This is a genomic window from Amaricoccus sp. W119, assembly GCF_047275745.1.
Lineage (GTDB): Bacteria > Pseudomonadota > Alphaproteobacteria > Rhodobacterales > Rhodobacteraceae > Amaricoccus.
In genome coordinates this window covers 1-18,214 of the sequence record NZ_JBKQWU010000006.1, presented here as the reverse complement: position 1 = coordinate 18,214, position 18,214 = coordinate 1, and the positions used below count along the sequence as shown (strand labels likewise).

The window sequence follows — 18,214 nt, the reverse complement described above, 5'->3', positions numbered from 1 at the left end:
CGCTCAATGAGCATCCATGCTGAAACTTTACGCAAATCCGCGCTGAACCGACCGCGGTGTCATCGTGCGAGGCAAATCCGTTGCCTCTCGCGGCGGGCGATGCCTAAGGCTTTGGTCTCCCTTCAAGGCCTGGAACGCGCCCCGAATGCAGATCGAAGTCCCGCCCATCCGCCAGCAGCGCGCCGAAGGCCGCGCCGAGGTGGCGATGGAGGTCTCGCGCGGGGCGACCAGGCTGCGCCGGCTCTACCAGGCCGGCTGCGCCAAGGCACTCCTGCCCCGGGTGCACGGGGCGATGCCGGAAGCGATCCTGATCAATACCTCGGGCGGCATCACCGGAGGCGACCGGCTCGCCTATGCCGCCGCCGCCGGCGCGGGCGCGGGCATGACCGTGACGACCCAGGCCGCGGAGCGGATCTATCGCTCCTCGGGCGGTGTCGGAATGGTCGATGTGGCGCTCTCGCTCGGGCCGCGGGCGCGGCTCGACTGGCTGCCGCAGGAGACGATCCTCTTCGAAGGCGGCCGGCTCGCGCGCAGGCTCACCGTCGAGATGGCCGAGGACGCACGGCTCACGCTGCTGGAAAGCGTGGTTCTCGGCCGCGCGGCGATGGGCGAGACGCTCCGCGGTGCCTCGATCACCGATCACTGGCGGGTCCGCCGCGGCGGCCGGCTCGTCCATGCCGAGGCCCTCAGGCTCGGCCCCGACATCACCGTCGGGACACGGGGCCGCGCCACCTTGCGCGGCGCGCGCGCCTTCGCGACGCTCGTCCATGTCGCTCCCGGCGCCGAGGACCGGCTCGCCGAGGCGCGGAGGCTGCTGGCGGAGACCGATCTGCCGGCCGCCGCCTCGGCGAAGCCCGGCGTGCTGATCCTGCGCCTCCTCGCCCCCGACGCGGCGCCGCTGCGCCAAATGCTGTTCCGCCTCCTGAAAGCGCTCCGGGGGGCCGCCCTGCCCCGCGTCTGGTCGCTCTGAACCGAAAGCCCGAAAGGCGAGATCCCGATGCATCTGACACCCCGTGAAAAGGACAAGCTCCTCGTCTCGCTCGCCGCGATGGTGGCGCGGGGGCGCCTCGCGCGCGGGGTCAGGCTCAACCATCCAGAAGCGATCGCGCTCATCACCGACTACGTGGTCGAGGGTGCCCGCGACGGCCGGTCGGTCGCCGAACTGATGGAGGCGGGCGCCCATGTCGTGACGGCCGAGCAATGCATGGCAGGGATCGCCGAGATGATCCACGACGTGCAGGTCGAAGCGACCTTCCCCGACGGCACCAAGCTCGTTACCGTCCACAACCCGATCCGCTGAACCCCGAAGGAGACGCGCCCCATGCGACACAGCCTCGCCGTCCTCGCCGCCCCGCTCCTGCCCGCGGCCCTCCTCCTCATGGCCCTCCTGCCGGTCGCCGCGATGGCGCATAGCGGGGTCGGGGCCGAGGTCGGAGCCGGAGTCGGAGCCGGCGCCATGCCGCTGCACGCGGGGCTGATGCATCCGCTGCTCGGGGCCGACCACCTGCTCACCATGGTCGCGGTCGGCGTCTTCGCGGCGATGACCGGCGGACGCGCGGTCTGGGCCTATCCGGCGAGCTTCGTCGGCGCGATGTTGCTCGGCGGCTTCCTCGGCTTTCAGGGCATGGCGCTGCCGGTGATCGAACCGGCGATCCTCGCCTCGGTCCTCGTCCTCGGCGCCGCGATCGCCCTCGCGCTGCGCCCGCCGGTCGGCCTCGCCTGCGCGACGATCGGGCTTTTCGGCGTCGCGCATGGCTACGCGCACGGGCTCGAGGGGCCGGTGCTGGGCGGCCTGCCCTACGCGGCCGGTTTCGTGATCTCGACGGCCGGACTGCACGCGCTCGGCCTCGGCCTCGGCTTCCTCGCCGGCGCCTTCGGCCGGCCGGCCTTCGCCCGCGGCCTCGGTGGCCTGACCGCCGCCGCCGGTCTTTTCCTCGCCTTCGCCTGAGCGGCGCCATGATCCCCGGAGAGATCCTCCCCGCCGAGGGCGAGATCACGCTGAACGAGGGCGCCGAAACGCTGACGCTCAGCGTCGCCAATACCGGCGACCGGCCGATACAGGTCGGCAGCCACTACCATTTCGCCGAGGCCAACCCCGGGTTGGCCTTCGACCGCGAGGCGGCGCGGGGCATGCGGCTCGACATCGCGGCCGGCACCGCCGTCCGCTTCGAGCCCGGCCAGACGCGCGACGTGCGCCTGGTCCCGATCGGCGGCGGGCGCGAGATCTACGGGTTCAACCAGAAGGTCATGGGACCGCTCTGACGGGAGACCAGACCGACCGACGCCGCTGCCCGCGATGACGCGCGCGTCACTCCGCCCGCGAAGCCTCGAAAGGACGAACATGCCCACCCGGATCTCCCGCGCCGCCTATGCCGACATGTACGGCCCGACCACCGGAGACCGGGTCCGGCTGGCCGATACCGAGCTTTTCATCGAGGTCGAGCGCGACCTCACCACCTATGGCGAGGAGGTGAAGTTCGGGGGCGGCAAGGTGATCCGCGACGGCATGGGCCAGAGCCAGGCGACGCGGGCCGAGGGCGCGGTCGATACCGTCATCACCAACGCGCTGATCATCGACTGGTCGGGGATCTACAAGGCGGATGTGGGGCTCCGGGACGGGCGGATCGCGGCGATCGGCAAGGCCGGCAATCCGGATACCCAAGCAGGCATCGACATCATCATCGGCCCCGGCACCGAGGCGATCGCGGGCGAGGGCAAGATCCTGACCGCGGGCGGTTTCGACGCGCATGTCCATTTCATCTGCCCGCAACAGATCGAGGACGCGCTGCACGCCGGGCTGACGACGATGCTCGGCGGCGGCACGGGGCCCGCGCATGGCACGCTGGCGACGACCTGCACACCGGGACCGTGGCATATCGGGCGGATGATGCAGGCGGTCGACGGCGTGGCGATGAACATCGGGATCGCCGGCAAGGGCAATGCCTCGCTGCCCGGCGCGCTCGTCGAGATGGTCGAGGGCGGCGCCTGCGCCCTGAAGCTTCACGAGGACTGGGGTACGACGCCCGCGGCCATCGACTGCTGCCTCTCGGTCGCCGACGAGATGGACGTGCAGGTGATGATCCATACCGATACGCTCAATGAATCGGGTTTCGTCGAGAACACCATCGCCGCCGTCGGGGACCGGACGATCCACGCCTTCCACACCGAAGGCGCCGGCGGCGGCCACGCGCCCGATATCCTGAAGCTCGCGGGGCTCGCGAACGTCATCCCCTCCTCCACCAACCCGACGCGGCCCTACACCGTGAACACGCTCGAGGAACATCTCGACATGCTCATGGTCTGCCACCACCTCGACAAGTCGATCCCCGAGGACGTGGCCTTCGCCGAGAGCCGTATCCGCAAGGAGACCATCGCCGCCGAGGACATCCTGCACGACATGGGCGCGCTCTCGATCATCTCGTCGGACAGCCAGGCGATGGGCCGGATCGGCGAGGTGATCATCCGGACCTGGCAGACGGCGCACAAGATGAAGGTCCAGCGCGGGCGACTGCCCGAGGAGACCGGCGACAACGACAATGCGCGGGTGAAGCGCTATGTCGCGAAATACACGATCAACCCGGCGATCGCCCATGGCGTCAGCCGCGACATCGGTTCGCTCGAACCCGGCAAGCGCGCCGATCTCGTGCTCTGGTCGCCGGCCTTCTTCGGCGTGAAGCCCGAGATGGTGCTGATGGGCGGCGTCATCGTCGTGGCGCAGATGGGCGATCCGAACGCCTCGATCCCGACGCCGCAGCCGGTCTATACCCGGCCGATGTGGGGGTCGATGGGGCGTTCGGTCGAGCATAACGCGATCATCTTCGCCTCGGCCGCCGCCGTCGCCTCGGGGCTGCGCGAGAAGCTCGGGCTCGCGAAGGAACTCCTCGCGGTCGAGAACACGCGCGGCGGCATCGGCAAGGCGGCGATGAAGCTCAACGACGCCTGCCCGGTGATCGAGGTCGATCCGGAGACCTACGAGGTGCGCGCCGATGGCGAGATCCTGACCTGCGAGCCGGCGCGCGAACTGCCGATGGCGCAGCGCTATTTCCTGTTCTGACGCCGGGGCGCGCGGGGCGTCTCGGCAACGGACTGTTTCCGGCGGCGTCCCCCGGGGCGCATGGCGGCCATTCCCGATCGGCGCTGGAAATCCCGGGCCCGACGGGCGATGTCATGGACAGGGAGGAAATCACCTAGCAACCAGGAGGTTTCCAAATGACTCTTGCCAATACCAACACCGTCTCGACCCGTGCCAATCCGATCGTCCGCGCCGGAGCATGGCTTGTCGAAGCCCTCGTCCGCATGGGCGAAAGGTCGAATCTCGCGGAATGCGCCGAACTCGCGGTGCGGCTCCAGAGGATGACCGACAAGGAACTGGCCCGGATCGGCATCGATCGCGCCGGGATCATCCCCTTCGCCTTCCGGGGCCATACCACCTTCTGATCCATGCGCTTCGGCGGCGCGCGGGCTCGACCCGCCGTGCCGCCGCTGCGATACTCGGATCGCGACATCAGTGGGAGAAAGCCGATGCCTCCGATCCGATCAGCCCTGTTCGTTATCCTCGGCGCGTCCCTGCTCGCAGGCTGCGCCGGGTTCACGCCCGTCACCGAAGCGACCCGCCAGACGCCGAAGAGCGGCGGTTCGGCGGGCGGCATGGGTCCCGGCTATTGCAACCAGCCGCCCGCCGATCCGACCGCGCGGACGCAATGGCGGAACCTCTGTTTCGGCCGCGACTGACCGAAGCGGGTGGCCGATCCGGCGCCCCGCCGCGATCCGCTCTCGACCGGGCAGGCGAAGGTTGCGATAGTGCCGCCGCCGATTTTTCGTCAGGGAGCCGCGCCGCCCGCATGACCCGCCTGATCTGTCACCGCGTCGAACGCGCCGGGACGCTTCCCGCGCCGCTCCCCGGAGCGGACAAGGTCGTCCTCGACTACGAGGCGCGCTTCCTGCGCCGCAAGAGCCTGACGACCGCCTCGGGCGCGACGGTACTCGTCGATCTCGCGGAGACCGTCTCGCTCAACGAGGGCGACGTACTGCTGGCCGAGGACGGGACGCGGATCGCGGTCGCGGCGGCGGCCGAGCCGCTGGTCGAGGTCCGGGCCGTTCCAGGCGGGCTGGCGCGGCTCGCCTGGCATGTCGGCAACCGCCATACCCCCTGCGAGGTCGCGGCCGATCACCTGCTGATCCGCCGTGACCATGTGCTCGAAGCCATGCTCACCCGGCTTGGCGCGACGCTCAGGCCGCTGCTCTCGCCCTTCAACCCGGAGGGGGGCGCCTATGGCACCGGGCGCACCCACGGGCATCACCACGGCGGCGCGACCGACGATCCGCGCGGCGAGGGCCACGGCCCGTCGGGGCTCCACCATGTCTGAGATCCGGCATGTCTGACACCCGGCCTGCCCCCCGGGCGCGGAACGTCGATGCGACCCAGATCCTCGCGAGCTGGTTCTCGCCCGCCTATCCCGTGGGCGCCTATTCCTATTCGCACGGCCTCGAATGGGTGGTGGAACGGGGTGAGGTGACCGGGCGCGAGGCGCTCCGCGACTGGATCGAGGATCTGCTCCGCCATGGCGCGGGGCGGAGCGACGCGATCCTGCTCGCCGCCACCTTTCGCGCGGAGGACCCCGCCCCGCTCGCGGAACTGGCCGAGGCGCTGGCGCCCTCGTCGGAACGGCATCTGGAGACCATGGCGCAGGGCGGCGCCTTCGCCCGGACCACGGCCGCGGTCTGGGGGATCGACCTGCCGGCGATGGCCTATCCGGTCGCCGTGGGTCGGGCCGCGGCTCTGCTCGATCTGCCGCTTCGCCCGACGCTGACGCTGTTTCTCCAGGGCTTCGCCGCCAATATCGTCTCCGCCGGCGTCCGGCTGATCCCGCTCGGCCAGACCGACGGGCAGCGGATCACGGCGGATCTGATGCCGCTCTGCGCGGCGATCGCGGCGGAGGCGGAAGCGGCGACGCTCGATGATCTCGGCGGCTCGGCGCTCGGCGCCGATCTCGCCGCCATGCTGCACGAAACCCAGTACACGAGGCTCTATCGCTCATGACGGATGGGAAATCCCCACACGGCCCTCTCCGCGTCGGCATCGGCGGCCCGGTCGGCGCCGGCAAGACCGCGCTGATGGATCAGCTCTGCAAGCGGATGCGCGACAGATGGTCGATCGCCGCGATCACCAATGACATCTACACCCGCGAGGACGCCGAATTCCTGATGCGGAGCCAGGCGCTGCCGCTCGAGCGCATCATCGGTGTCGAGACCGGCGGCTGCCCGCATACGGCGATCCGCGAGGATGCCTCGATCAACCTCGCCGCCGTCGACGAGATGGTGAAGCGCTTCCCCGATCTCGACGTGGTGCTGATCGAATCGGGGGGCGACAATCTCTCGGCCACCTTCTCGCCGGAACTGGCCGACATCACGCTCTACGTGATCGACGTCTGCGCCGGCGACAAGATCCCGCGCAAGGGCGGCCCGGGCGTCACGCGCTCGGACCTGCTCATCATCAACAAGATCGACCTCGCCCCCCATGTCGGCGCCAGCCTCGAGGTGATGGACCGCGATTCGCGCAGGATGCGGGGCGAGAGGCCCTTCCAGTTCTGCGAGATCCGGAACGGCGTCGGCGTGCCCGAGGTGATCGCCTTCATCGAGACCGCCGGCGGGCTCGGCGCCACGGCGCGAAGCTGAGCCGGGGCCGGGCTGGCACCCCTCAGCCTTCCTTCGGTCCGACGACCGCGAACCAGGCGCCGAGGCTGTCCTGACCCACGGCGATGAAGGAACCGCCCGGCACCTGGATCGGCCCGAAGGCGTGCTTGCCGCCCGCGGCCTCGATCCGGCCGATGGCCTCCTCGACATCCCTGACGCCGAAGTACGGAAGCCAGCAGGGCGCCGGCGCGTTGCCAAGCCCCATCACACCGCCGATCTGCCCGCCGTCATGCGAGAAGATGCGGTAGGGACCCATCTCTCCCATGTCCACGACCATCGCGCTCTCCCAGCCGAAGAGGTCGGCGTAGAAGCCGAAGCCCGCCTCCGGGTCGCTCGTCATCAACTCGTTCCAGCTGCCGTGTCCGGCCTTGGTCTGGTCGAAGGCATGGCCCGCGCCGCCGCCCTCCATCGGTTCGGGCTCGAGGATGCCGAAGGCCGCGCCCAGCGGGTCGGCGAAAATGGCGAAACGTCCGGTGCCCGGAATGTCCTCCGGGGGACGGTGCACGCTTCCGCCGGCGGCCTCGACATCCGCGGCCGCCTTGTCGGCGTTCTCGACGGCGAAATAGATCATCCAGAACGGCGGCATGTCGCCGACATCCGGCGGCGGCTCCATCGCCGCGGCGACCATGTCGTCCCCGGCGGAGGCGAGGTGATAGGCGAACCCCTCCATGCTGGCGTCCCTGTAGCTCCAGCCCAGCACCTCGGCGTAGAAGGCCTCGGCCTTCTCGAGACCGCCCTTCGTGGTCATCAGCTCGTACCAGCAGGGCTGTCCATGCAGTCTCGCCATCTGCTTCCTCCCTGAAGATGCCCGCGCCGGCGCGCGGGTTCAGAACCGGCCCGCGCCCGTCAGAACGCCTTGAAGGTCAGCGTCGTCAGGCTCCGGTCGATATGGGGAATGTCGAGGATTCTGTCGTTGATGTAGCGACCGACATCCTCCCCCTCGGGAATGTAGACCTTCAGCAGGAGGTCGAATTCGCCGGAAGTCGAATAGAGTTCCGAGGCGAACTCGCGATCGTAGATCACATCGGCGACCTCGTAGGTCCGGCCGGGTTCGCAGCGCAGCTGAATGAAGACCAGGGTCATCGAAATCTCCTCCCGCCGCCAAACTGCCGGGGCGGCGGGAGGGATGCAATCGGGATTCTGTCGCTCCCGAGCCTCAGCGCGGGGCTTCGACGCAGAGGCTGACCCGGCCGGTTCCGACGAGGCCCTGCCCGGTCGCGAGCACCTCGACGGGGAGCCCATGGCTGATGAAGCCGAGCGGGCTCGCCGTCGGGCCATAGGCGCCGCTCTGGTGCACGGCGATCAGGTCGCCCTCGGCGAGCGGCGGCAGCCTGATGCCACGCGCCAGCCTGTCGATCGAGGTGCAGAGCGGCCCGGAGAGATCGACATCGACCGGTTCCGCCTCCGGATCGGCGCCAACGAGGTGCATCCGGTAGTTGCGCGCGATCACCATGCCGAACTGGCCGGAAGCCGGGAGGTGGTTGTTCATGCCGCCGTCGCAGAGCGCGATGGTCCGCCCCCGCGAGCGTTTGATCGAGACGACCCGGACCAGGAAGTATCCCGCCTCGCCGACCAGATAGCGGCCGAGTTCGAGCGTCAGCCGGGTCTCGGCGAAGCGCGGTTCCGCCCGGAGCGCATCGAGCATCGGCACGGTCTCCGCCGCCACGGCGCCGAGGTCGAGCGGCATGTCGCCCTCGTGGTACGGAATGCCGAGGCCGGAACCGAAGACGAGCTTGCGGGGCCTGAGATCGTGACGCGCCGAGACCTGCCGGAAGATCTCGGCCAGCAGCGCGTAATTCTCGACAATCGCCTCGGCTCTGAGGCTCTGGGTGCCGGAGAAGATGTGCAGCCCGACGATCCGCAGGTTCGGCAGCGCGGCGATCTCGGGAAGCGCGGTATCGACATCCTCAACGTCGATGCCGAACGGGCTGGTCTGGCCCGCCATATGCCCGCCGAAGCCCTTCGGCACCCGGTCAGGCGAGATCCGGACCATCACGTCCTGCACGCGGCCGAGCGCGCCGGCGATGGCGCTCGCGCGGCGTGCCTCGCGAAGCGACTCGACGATGAGCTCGCCGAGCCCGCCGCCGATCGCCTCGCGCAATTCGTGGTCGCGCTTCGCGGGGCCGGTGAAGCTCGCCCGCGCCGGCTCCCATCCCGCGTTCCGCCCGCGGTGGAACTCGCCGATCGAGGAAACGTCGAGATAGTCGACGCGGTCGCGCAGCCAGGCGAGCAAGCCCGGGTTCGGATTGGCCTTGACCGCGTAGCTGAGCGCGAAGCGTCCGCCGAAGGCGGCGCGCAACTTGTTGATCCGGGCTTCGATCGCACCCGTGTCGTAGAGGAACTGCGGCGTGCCGAACCGCTGCGCGGAGCGCGCCAGCAACTCGTCGAGCGTCTCCGACCCGGGCGAACCGGTCGTGGCCGTGCCGGTCATCGGCGTGCCGGGCGCGAGCGCGGTGAACTCCTGCCCGTCCATCAGGCGGCCGCGCTGGCGAAGGCGACGATCCGTCCGGCGGTGTCGAAATTCTCGAGCGTCACCTGGTCGGCGCGGACCTGGATCGCGGCGCGTTCCTCGACGAAGGCGATCAGGTTCATCATCGCCACGGAATCGAGCGCGCCGCTGGTGAAGAGCGGACTGTCCGATGTCACGTCGCCATCGAGCCGCAACGTGTCCTTCAGGAACAGAATGAGGTGGTCGGCGGTCAGACTCATCGGTTGGTCCTCCGTACGAATGGGTCGGGCGAATGGGTCGGGCGGAATGGGTCAGGTCGGATGCTGGCGCGGGCCGTCCGGGCCGGAGCGCCGGATCACCTCGGGCCGTGCGAGCTTGCCGCTCGCGGTCCGGGGCATCGGGTCGGGCCAGACATGGAACCGGCGCGGCACCATGTAGCTCGGCATCACCGCGCGGCAGTGCGCGGTGAGACCTGCGAGTTCGAAGCCGGGGAGCGGCGAGACGGCGACATGGACGGTCTGGCCAAGCTCCTCGTCGGCGACGCCGAAGGCGACCACGTCGCCGACCATGTTCGACCGGCAGACGAGATCCTCGATCTCGTCGGGGCTGACGCGGAAGCCGCTGGTCTTGATCATCGCATCGTCGCGCGAGACGAACCACAGATCGCCATCCGCGTCGACGCGCACGGTGTCGCCGCTGTGGACCACCGGCTCGTCGCCGATCAGCGCGCGAAGCTCCGGACAGGGGCGGATCTTCGCCGCCGTCGCATCGGGCCGGTTCCAGTAGCCGAGGCTGACGAGCGGCCCGCGGTGGACGAGTTCCCCCTGCTCGCCCGGGCCCGCGATCCCGCCGCCGGGCTTGATCACATGGACCTCGTTGCCGGGGATCGCCCTGCCGATCGCGCCCATCTTCGCGGCGAAGCGTTTCGGCGAGAGGAAGGTGGAGCGGAACGCCTCGGTCAGCCCGTACATGAGATAGATGTCCGCCGCGCCGAACACCTCCGGCATCCGCTCCAGGATATTGCGCGGGATGCTCCCGCCCGAGTTCGTGACGCGGCGAAGGTCCGGGAACGCCCGCGGCGCCTCCGCGAGCAGGCGCACGATCTGGCTCCAGAGCGGCGGCACGGCGGCGACGCCGGTCACGCGTTCGCGGATCATGGTCTCGACGATCTCGGTCGCGAGCGCCACCGGCTGATGCACGACCGTGCCGCCGAGGAGCAACATCGTGGTAAGCTGGTTCAGCCCGTAGTCGAAACTGTAGGGCAGCACGCTCAGGAGCCGCTCGTCATCCCGAAGCCGGAGATAGCGCGCGACCGACCGCGCGCCGGCGAGGATGTTGCGATGGCTCAGCATCACGCCCTTCGGCAGCCCGGTCGAGCCAGAGGTGTAGATGATCATCGCGAGATCGGTGTCGAGCCGCGGCACCTCCGGGCCGACGCAACCCGGCGGCAGGTTCGACCAGCCGTCGAAGCCCGGACGGCCCGGCGCTTCGCCGTGAACCAGTATCCGCGCGACGGAGCCCGGTACCCCCAGCCGCGCGACCCCGGCGGCGGCGCGCGGCTCGACGACCATGACCCGCGCGCCGCAATCCTCGGCGACGAAGGCGAGTTGCTCGTGCGTCCACTGCGTGTTCACGTTGACGACGACGCAGCCGAGCTTTGCGACCGCGAGCATCGCGGCGACCTCGGACCTGCCCTTGCGCAGATGGACGATCACGCGCTCGCCCGGGCGCAGCCGCCAGGCCTTGAGATAGCCCGCGATCCGGTCGACCTCGCCCGAAAGCTCGGCATAGCTCACCGATGCGTCCGGATCGACCACCGCGATCCTCTCCCCCCGCTCTGCCAGATTGTCGGCGAAGAGCTGGTAGAGCGTGGTGCTGAGCGCGCCGGTCATGTCAGGGGGTGAACCAGGAAGCGGGCGGACGCGAGAAGCGGCGCCAGTGTGATCACGGATGCCGAGCGTACGAGCGCGCTCAGCCTCGGGTAGATCTTCGCCGGCGAGCCGACAACGATCGAATCGTCGGGAACATCCGTGGTGACGGCGGTGTTCGCGGCGATCCGCACGCGGTCGCCGATGCGAATCGGGCCGAGCACGGTTGAGTTCACGCCGATGAAGACATCATCGCCGATCATGGGGGCCCCCTCTCCCATGTTGGTGCCAATGGTGACGTTGTGCATGACGCCGAGCCGCTTGCCGATCACCGCGTCGGGGTGGATCGAGAGCGAGCCTTCGGCATGGACGATATGGAATCCCTCGCCGAGATCGACCCCGGGCGGAATCCAGACCTTGGTCACATTGCAGATGAAGATCGCAAGGAATCCATACGACTTGCTGGCAAGCCACCGCGTGATGCCTCTCCGCCGGGCGAGACCCCAGCGGCCGTAGCGGTAGAGAGCCAGGGACACGAATGCGGGGTCCGTCGCGGACCTGCCGTGCCGCGCATAATCGGCCCTGATCTCGGATAACAGCATTCGACGGCCCTGGCCATGAATTCACACATGTGAATCGTGATCGCAGGCCGGCGTTAAAGGAGCGTTACACGCGTCGGTGGTGGCTGGTCACGTCGCGGGACCCGGAGATCCGGCTCGGTCCGGAAGGCCGCGATACCGCCGCCCCGTGGCCCGGATGTCGGGTGTCGATGGTCGGTCTGGCAGCGTCGCGCCGGTTCTCGCCGCGCGATCCGGCGGAGGCTCGCATGTTAACCCTGCTGAAATTCCGGCGCGGCCGCGGGCGCTGGCATGCCGCCGTCCTCGGGGTGATGGCAGGCGGTCAGGTGGTCCGGACGGCCCGGCGCCGGCGCGCTCGCCGGGAAACCGGCGCGGCATATGTCGCTCGCCCGCGGACAGCGCGCGTGGAACGGGCAGCCCGGCGGGGGATGATACGGATCGGGCAGTTCGGTCTCGCCGGTCTCGGCCACCGCCGCCGCCCGGCCCGGCGCCGGCACCGAGGCGAGGAGCAGCCGCGTATAGGGATGGCGCGGACGGGCGAAGATCTCGGAGGCGCGGCCGACCTCGACGACATGCCCGAAATACATCACCGCGACCCGGTCGGAGACGCTTTCGATGACCGCGAGATCATGGCTGATGAAGACATAGGTCAGGCCGAACCTGTCCCGCAGCCCGTCGAGGATGTTGAGAACCTGCGCCTGGACCGAAACGTCGAGCGCCGAGACCGGCTCGTCGAGCACGATCAGGTCGGGATCGGCGGCGAGCGCGCGGGCGATGCCGATGCGCTGCGCCTGCCCGCCGGAGAATTCATGCGGATAGCGTTCGAGGAATTCGGGGGCGAGGTTCACCGCCTCCATGAGTTTGGCCAGCCGCGCCGCGCGCGCCGAACGGTTCAGGCCGCGCAGATGGATGAGCGGCGCCTCGAGGATGGCGCGGATCGTCTTGCGGGGGTTGAGCGAGGCGACCGGGTCCTGGAACACATATTGGACCCGCCGCGCCAGCGCCCTCGGATCGCGGTCCGCCTCGGCGGCGAGGTCGCGTCCTTCGAGCGTTATCCGTCCACCGGTCGGCCGGTCGAGCCCGACGATCATCCGGGCGAGCGTCGATTTCCCGCAGCCCGACTCGCCGACGATCCCCAGCGTCTCGCCGCGGGTGACATCGAGCGAGACGCCCTGAACCGCGTGCACCCCGGGCCGCGCGGTCCCGAAGAGCGTCCGGCCGCCCCCGAAGACGCGTTCCACGCGGTCGATGGACAGGAAGCGCGCGTCGTTCATGCGGGCTCTCCGGCGGTTTCGCCCGCGCCGCCGCCCGGTCCTTCGCCGGGACCGAGCGGATGCAGACAGCGCACCGCCCTCCCCGCCTCGCCCGGCACGAGCCCGATCTCGCCCTCCCGGCATTCCGGCGTCGCGCGCGGACAGCGTGGCGCGAAGGCGCAGCCGTCGGGCAACCGGTTCGCCATCGGCGGACGGCCGGGGATCGCATCGAGCCGCCGCCCCGGTTCGCCCAGCACGGGGACGCAGGCGATGAGCCGCGCGGTATAGGGATGCGCCGGCGCGTCGAGGATCGCCTGCGTCGGGCCGGTCTCGACCACGCGGCCCGCGTACATGACCGCGACCCGGTCGCAGATCGTCGAGACCACGCCGAAGTCATGGGTGATGAACAGGACCGCCGCGTCGCGCTCCCGGCGCAGCCGCTCCATCAGCGCCAGAATCCGCGCCTGCACCGTCACGTCGAGCGCGGTGGTCGGTTCGTCGGCGATCAGGATGCGCGGGTCGTTGGCGAGCGCCATGGCGATGCAGACCCGCTGTCGCATGCCGCCCGAGAGCTCGTGCGGATAGGCCCGCGACCGCTCGGCGGGATTGGGGATGCGTACGAGCGCGAGCAGGTCCAAGGCCCGCGCCTCGGCGGAGCGGCGGTCGAGGGAGCCATGCGCGCGGATCGCCTCGACGATCTGGTCGCCCACGGTGAAGAGCGGATGCAGGGTCGAAAGCGGGTCCTGGAAGACATGCGCGACCTCGGAGCCGCGCAACCGCCGTATCCGCTCGTCCGGCATCGAGAAGAGGTCCTCGCCGTCGAGAAGCGCCGCCCCGCCCGCGATCCGGCCGGGTGGCGTCGGAACCAGTCCCATGATCGACATGGCGGTTACCGACTTGCCCGAGCCCGACTCGCCCACCAACCCGAGGCATTCCCCCCGGCCGAGCGCCAGATCGACGCCACCGACCGCGCGATGGATCTCGCCCCCGATCGCGAACTCGGTCCTGAGCCCCTGAACGTCGAGCATCGCTCCCGGAGCCGGGCTGGCCTCCGGCACGCGCGCGCGGGCGATCTCGGTCCGCGCGACAGGCCGGGTGAGGGCCCCGGAGCGGAGCCGCGGATCGAGCACGTCGCGCACGCCGTCGCCGGCGAGATTGATGCTCATGACGAGGGCGAAGATGAGCAGGCCGGGCACGATCGCGACATGCGGCGCCGTGAAGAGCACCCCGCGCCCCTCGCCCAGCATCGAGCCGAGATCGGCCTGGGGCGGCTGCGCGCCGAGCCCGAGGAAGGAAAGGCCGGCGGTCTCGAGGATCATCCAGCCGACTGTCGTCGACATGGTGATGACGATGACCGGCAGGACGTTCGGGAGGATCTCGCCAAGGAGAATCCGGACATGCGACTTCCCGGACAGCCGCGCCGCGTCGACGAATTCCCGCCGCGCGAGGCCGAGCGTGATGCCGCGGATATTGCGGGCGAAGAACGGGATATTGACCACGGCGATCGCATAGAGCGCGTTCAGGAGGCCGGGGCCCAGCACAGCGACGATGGCAAGCGCGAGCAGGATGTAGGGAAACGCCATGATCATGTCGATGCCGCGCATCAGGAGGCTGTCCACCCGCCCGCCCGCGTAGCCTGCGACGAGGCCGATGAGCGAGCCCAGCACGGCGGCGATGAGCGTCGCCGAAATGCCGACCGCGAGGCTGACCCGTGTTCCCCAGATGAGCCGCGAGAGGATGTCCCGCCCGAGCGCGTCGGTCCCGAGCGGATGCCCCGGTTCGAGCGGCCGGATCAGCCGGTCGGCGGGCGCCGTGAGATCGGGATCGGGCAAGGGCAGCAGCGGCGCCGCGAGCGCGACGAGCACGATCGCCATGAGGACGAGGAGGCCACAGGCGGCGAGGCGGTTGTTGAGGAGCAGCCGCCAGAAGCCCGCCCGGCCCTTCCCCCGGCGGGCGGTGGCAGGCTCGGCGATCACCGCCCCGGCCATCAGCCGAGCCTCGGATCGAGCAGGGTCTGGGCGATATCCGCCGCCAGATTGAACAGCACATAGGCGGCCGCGACGACGAGGACGCCGCCCTGCGCGAGCAGGATGTCGCGCGTCGAGATCGCGCTCACCAGCATCGAGCCGATGCCCGGCCACTGGAACACCGTCTCGACATAGACCGCGCCGCCGAGCACGAAACCCGCCTGGATGCCGATGACCGGGATGACCGAGACCAGCGCCGCCTTGAAGGCATGGCGCCAGATCACCCGCCGCTCGGTCAGGCCCTTGGCGCGGGCGGTGCGGATGTAGTCCTGCCGCAGCACCTCCAGCATCGCGGTGCGCGTCAGCCGCGCGATCACCCCGGTCGCGACGACCGCGAGCGTGATCGCGGGCAGAACGAGGTGCCAGGCGAGATCCTTCAGATCTCCGCCGCCGTAGACCGCGTACATGCCGCTCGCGGGAAACCAGCGCAATCCCACCGCGAAGAAGAGGATGAGCAGCAGGCCGAGAAAGAACGACGGCGTCGAGATCCCGATCAGCACCGCGAAGGTCACGAGCCTGTCGGTCCAGCCGTACTGGCGCACCGCCGAGACGACGCCCGCGAGGAGCCCGAGGAGCGAGGCCAGGACCAGCGCCGTTCCCGCGAGGATCAGCGTCGCCTGGAACCGCTCCAGCACCTCGTCGAGAACCGGCCGGTTGAGCGCGTAGGACCGGCCGAAATCGCCCTGGAGGATATTGCCGAGCCAGATCAGGTACTGGTTCGGCAACGGCTGATCGAGGCCGAGCTGGCGGTTCAGCGTCGCGACATTCTCGGGCGTCGCATAGGCGCCGAGGATCGCGGTCGCCGGATCGCCCGGGATCAAAGCCATGATCAGGAAGACGATGACCGAAAGCCCGAGCAGCACCGGGATCGCGGCGAGCAGCCGCTTGGCGAGATAGGCGGCCATGGGCTCACTCCATCAGCTTGGCGAGTTTCCTCGGCGCGACCAGGCCGTAGCTCCGCCGGACATGGCCTCCGACCTCGTCCCAGTCCGGTCCCCCGTCCCGGTTCGGCCCAGTGTCGAGCCGGATGCCGATCCAGCCCTTGGGCCCGACATAGGGCGGGCGGAAGAAACGCTCGGGCGCGGCGCCGATCAGCACCTCCTGCGCGCCCTCCGGCGCCTTCGTCCAGACCGAGACCCGGCCATCGTCACGCCTCAACATGGCAAAGATGCGGTCACGGACACGGAAGGTCGGATCGCCCCAGGTCTCCTTCTCGGTGGCTTCCGGCAGGTCGAGACAGATCCGCCGTAGCCGGTCCGCGATGTCCGGGTCCGGTGTCAGGGCTTCGAGACCTTGTGGAGGAGCAGGAAGAACGAGGGTTCGAGCGCGAAGCCCTCGACCGCCGCCGAGGTCACCGCGCTCTGCTTCCAGTTCGCGACGAAGAGCCAGGGCGCGTCCTCGTGCACGATCCGGTCGACCTGACGATAGAGCGCGCCCCGGGCCTCCTGATTCGTCGTCGCGCGCGCCTCGGTCAGCAGCCGGTCCACCTCCGGATTCGAATAGTAGCCGGAGTTGAAGCCTCCCTCCGCCGGCATCGCCTCGGAGCGGAGCGCGAGATAGGGCAGCGTGTCGGGATCATTCGTCATCCAGGCCATTTCCGCCATGTCCGCCTGACCTTCAAGCCCGGGGTTCACCTTGCCGAGGAAGGTGTTCCACTCATAGGTCTCGATCTTCGCCGGCATGCCGACCGCCTTCAGATCCGCCTGGATCGCCGTTCCCATCGCGATCGGGTCCAGCATCCCCGAGCCGCCATCTGCGACGTAGAACGTCACCTCCGACCCGTCATAGTCCGCCTCGGCGAGAAGCGCCTTGGCCTTCTCGGGATCGTAGGGATAGGGCTCGACCGCCGGATCATGCGCCCAGGTGAAGGCGGGCGGGATCGGGCCGGCTGCCACCTCGGCGGTGCCCTGGAGCACGTTCTCGACCAACCCCTGCTTGTTGATCGCGTAGTTGACCGCCTGCCGCGCCGCCTTCTCGGCGAAGGGGCCTTCCTTGGTGTTCAGGATCAGGAACCAGAGATGCGGCCCGGCCTGCTCATGGACCTTGACGCTCGCGTCCTCGCGGAATTGCGCCAGACCGTCCGGCGGCACTTCGACCATGACATCGAGACCGCCCGACATCATCTCCGCGAGCCTCGTATTGGCATCCGCGACGGGCCGGAAGATCGCCGCCTCCAGCGTCGGCGCGCCGTCCCAGTAATCGTCGTTCCGGCTCACCACGACGCGGTTGTTGGCCTGCCATTCCTCGAATTTGAACGGCCCGGTCCCGCTCGGGTTCCGGCCGAAATCCGCCCCGTGCTCCTCGACCGCCGCCGGCGAGACGATGAGCCCGGTCGGATAGGCGAGATTGGAGAGGAGCGGCGCATAGGGCTCCTTGAGCCGGAACGCGACCGTGAGCGGGTCCACGACGGCCACTTCCTCGACGGCGGAGAAGAAGAAGGCGAGCGGGAAAGGCCCGGTGTCGTGAGAGGGGTGATCCTCCCTCAGCATCCGGTCGAAGTTGAACTTCACCGCCTCGGCGTCGAACTCGGAACCGTCGTGGAAGCTCACCCCCTCGCGGAGCCTGAACGTATAGGTCGTGCCGTCCTCCGAGATCTCCCAACTCTCGGCGAGCGCGGGTTCGACCTCCAGCGTACCGGGTTTGTAGCGCACCAGCCCGTCATAGACGTTGACGAGGATGCGGAAGTCGTTCGAGGCCGTCGCCGCGTGCGGGTCGAGCGACTTCGGCTCGGCGATCTGGCCGATGACGAGGACATTCGGCGGCGTCTGCGCCTCCGTCCCGGCGCCGACCACCAGAAGGGCGGCCGAGAAGGCCGCGGCCAGAACCATTCGCATCTTTCCCTCCCTTGCTCCGGAACCGGGCAACGACCGCCGCGAAGGAGCGGGCCGCCGGGCCCACCCTAAGGGTTATGGGCCGGGCGTCCACCCCCCGCGGGTCAGTCCGGCAGAAAAGCGTGGGATTTCCAATCGTTATAACCCAAAGCGGCACACCGAACGCACCGCTCGCGCATCGCGGCGGCACCCTCCTTGTCGAAGAGAACGGCCAGGGCCCGCGATCGTTGCACCGCTTCTGAATCTTGCGCTCCCGAACGGCCGGGTCGGCAGAACATGATATACCGTGGGCCTGGGTTGCCGGACCATGCCGCTAGCGTCAGGACCCATAATTCGGATTCCCATCCGTCTTGGGAAACTCCCAAACTTTGGGGAGCTTACTATGTCTGGCCACCATTTCTGGCTATCCGAGGCCCAGTTCGCGGGTCTGGAGCCGCTCCTGCCGAACAAGCCGCGCGGTGTGCCTCGGGTGGATGACCGGCGGGTGGTCTCGGGGATCATCCATGTCATCCGGG

The 18,214-nt window shown here is 69.4% G+C and carries 22 protein-coding genes; 11 read left to right on the top strand and 11 right to left on the bottom strand.

Going from position 1 to position 18,214, the window contains the following annotated elements:
- The first annotated feature begins 145 nt into the window (after window positions 1-145).
- The 10 genes from ACLJK8_RS05595 (at window position 146) to ureG (ending at window position 6,675) form a co-directional block, all read left to right on the top strand.
- Window positions 146-970 (top strand): urease accessory protein UreD, encoded by an 825-nt coding sequence (locus tag ACLJK8_RS05595; protein ID WP_413149118.1) that lies wholly within the window; start codon window positions 146-148, stop codon window positions 968-970.
- Between the two features lie 27 nt (window positions 971-997).
- Window positions 998-1,300: an urease subunit gamma gene (locus ACLJK8_RS05590; RefSeq protein WP_413149117.1), complete on the top strand. Its 303-nt coding sequence runs from the start codon at window positions 998-1,000 to the stop codon at window positions 1,298-1,300.
- A 21-nt stretch (window positions 1,301-1,321) separates the two neighbouring features.
- Window positions 1,322-1,948 carry a HupE/UreJ family protein gene (locus ACLJK8_RS05585; protein ID WP_413149116.1) on the top strand — a complete coding sequence of 209 codons (627 nt, stop codon included), beginning with the start codon at window positions 1,322-1,324 and terminating at the stop codon, window positions 1,946-1,948.
- A gap of 8 nt (window positions 1,949-1,956) precedes the next feature.
- Window positions 1,957-2,262, top strand: coding sequence for an urease subunit beta (locus tag ACLJK8_RS05580; RefSeq protein ID WP_413149115.1), 306 nt, complete (start codon window positions 1,957-1,959; stop codon window positions 2,260-2,262).
- A 79-nt stretch (window positions 2,263-2,341) separates the two neighbouring features.
- Window positions 2,342-4,054: an urease subunit alpha gene (ureC, locus tag ACLJK8_RS05575; RefSeq protein ID WP_413149114.1), complete on the top strand. Its 1,713-nt coding sequence runs from the start codon at window positions 2,342-2,344 to the stop codon at window positions 4,052-4,054.
- A gap of 155 nt (window positions 4,055-4,209) precedes the next feature.
- Window positions 4,210-4,437, top strand: a complete 228-nt coding sequence (locus ACLJK8_RS05570; RefSeq protein ID WP_413149113.1) for a hypothetical protein — start codon at window positions 4,210-4,212, stop codon at window positions 4,435-4,437.
- 84 nt (window positions 4,438-4,521) lie between these two features.
- Window positions 4,522-4,731 (top strand): hypothetical protein, encoded by a 210-nt coding sequence (locus ACLJK8_RS05565; RefSeq protein WP_413149112.1) that lies wholly within the window; start codon window positions 4,522-4,524, stop codon window positions 4,729-4,731.
- 110 nt (window positions 4,732-4,841) lie between these two features.
- A complete protein-coding gene (locus tag ACLJK8_RS05560; RefSeq protein WP_413149111.1) occupies window positions 4,842-5,366 on the top strand; it encodes an urease accessory protein UreE in 525 nt (174 codons plus the stop codon).
- Window positions 5,367-5,374: 8 nt separating this feature from the next.
- Complete coding sequence (locus ACLJK8_RS05555) at window positions 5,375-6,040, top strand: urease accessory protein UreF (RefSeq protein WP_413149110.1); 666 nt, start codon at window positions 5,375-5,377, stop codon at window positions 6,038-6,040.
- Window positions 6,037-6,675, top strand: a complete 639-nt coding sequence (gene ureG / locus ACLJK8_RS05550) for an urease accessory protein UreG (RefSeq protein ID WP_413149109.1) — start codon at window positions 6,037-6,039, stop codon at window positions 6,673-6,675. Before ACLJK8_RS05555 ends, ureG begins: the two co-directional genes overlap by 4 nt.
- Window positions 6,676-6,697: 22 nt before the next feature.
- Here the strand turns inward: ureG and ACLJK8_RS05545 are convergent, their stop codons facing one another.
- The 11 genes from ACLJK8_RS05545 to ACLJK8_RS05495 form a co-directional block, all read right to left on the bottom strand.
- Entirely contained in the window at window positions 6,698-7,480 is a 783-nt protein-coding gene (locus tag ACLJK8_RS05545; protein ID WP_413149108.1) for a VOC family protein, read from the bottom strand.
- Between the two features lie 59 nt (window positions 7,481-7,539).
- Window positions 7,540-7,776 (bottom strand): Lrp/AsnC family transcriptional regulator, encoded by a 237-nt coding sequence (locus tag ACLJK8_RS05540; RefSeq protein WP_413149107.1) that lies wholly within the window; start codon window positions 7,774-7,776, stop codon window positions 7,540-7,542.
- Between the two features lie 73 nt (window positions 7,777-7,849).
- Entirely contained in the window at window positions 7,850-9,166 is a 1,317-nt protein-coding gene (locus ACLJK8_RS05535; protein ID WP_413149106.1) for a type III PLP-dependent enzyme, read from the bottom strand.
- On the bottom strand, window positions 9,166-9,402 hold the full coding sequence (locus ACLJK8_RS05530; RefSeq protein ID WP_413149105.1) for an acyl carrier protein: 237 nt from the start codon (window positions 9,400-9,402) through the stop codon (window positions 9,166-9,168). Before ACLJK8_RS05530 ends, ACLJK8_RS05535 begins: the two co-directional genes overlap by 1 nt.
- A 51-nt stretch (window positions 9,403-9,453) precedes the next feature.
- Window positions 9,454-11,034, bottom strand: a complete 1,581-nt coding sequence (locus tag ACLJK8_RS05525) for an AMP-binding protein (protein ID WP_413149104.1) — start codon at window positions 11,032-11,034, stop codon at window positions 9,454-9,456.
- Entirely contained in the window at window positions 11,031-11,546 is a 516-nt protein-coding gene (locus ACLJK8_RS05520; protein WP_413149103.1) for a serine acetyltransferase, read from the bottom strand. The genes ACLJK8_RS05525 and ACLJK8_RS05520 overlap by 4 nt, the downstream gene beginning before the upstream one ends.
- 293 nt (window positions 11,547-11,839) lie before the next feature.
- The gene (locus ACLJK8_RS05515) at window positions 11,840-12,862 is read right to left on the bottom strand and encodes an ABC transporter ATP-binding protein (protein ID WP_413149102.1); all 1,023 of its coding nucleotides are present in this window, start codon (window positions 12,860-12,862) and stop codon (window positions 11,840-11,842) included.
- The gene (locus tag ACLJK8_RS05510) at window positions 12,859-14,829 is read right to left on the bottom strand and encodes a dipeptide/oligopeptide/nickel ABC transporter permease/ATP-binding protein (RefSeq protein WP_413149101.1); all 1,971 of its coding nucleotides are present in this window, start codon (window positions 14,827-14,829) and stop codon (window positions 12,859-12,861) included. The genes ACLJK8_RS05515 and ACLJK8_RS05510 overlap by 4 nt, the downstream gene beginning before the upstream one ends.
- Window positions 14,829-15,773, bottom strand: coding sequence for an ABC transporter permease (locus ACLJK8_RS05505; RefSeq protein ID WP_413149100.1), 945 nt, complete (start codon window positions 15,771-15,773; stop codon window positions 14,829-14,831). Before ACLJK8_RS05505 ends, ACLJK8_RS05510 begins: the two co-directional genes overlap by 1 nt.
- Before the next feature lie 4 nt (window positions 15,774-15,777).
- The gene (locus tag ACLJK8_RS05500) at window positions 15,778-16,098 is read right to left on the bottom strand and encodes an MmcQ/YjbR family DNA-binding protein (protein WP_413149203.1); all 321 of its coding nucleotides are present in this window, start codon (window positions 16,096-16,098) and stop codon (window positions 15,778-15,780) included.
- 47 nt (window positions 16,099-16,145) lie between these two features.
- Entirely contained in the window at window positions 16,146-17,702 is a 1,557-nt protein-coding gene (locus ACLJK8_RS05495) for an ABC transporter substrate-binding protein (RefSeq protein ID WP_413149099.1), read from the bottom strand.
- Window positions 17,703-18,081: 379 nt separating this feature from the next.
- Here ACLJK8_RS05495 and ACLJK8_RS05490 point away from each other — a divergent pair.
- Window positions 18,082-18,214 (top strand): transposase (locus tag ACLJK8_RS05490; RefSeq protein WP_413149202.1); only part of this gene is annotated, 133 nt, incomplete at its 3' end.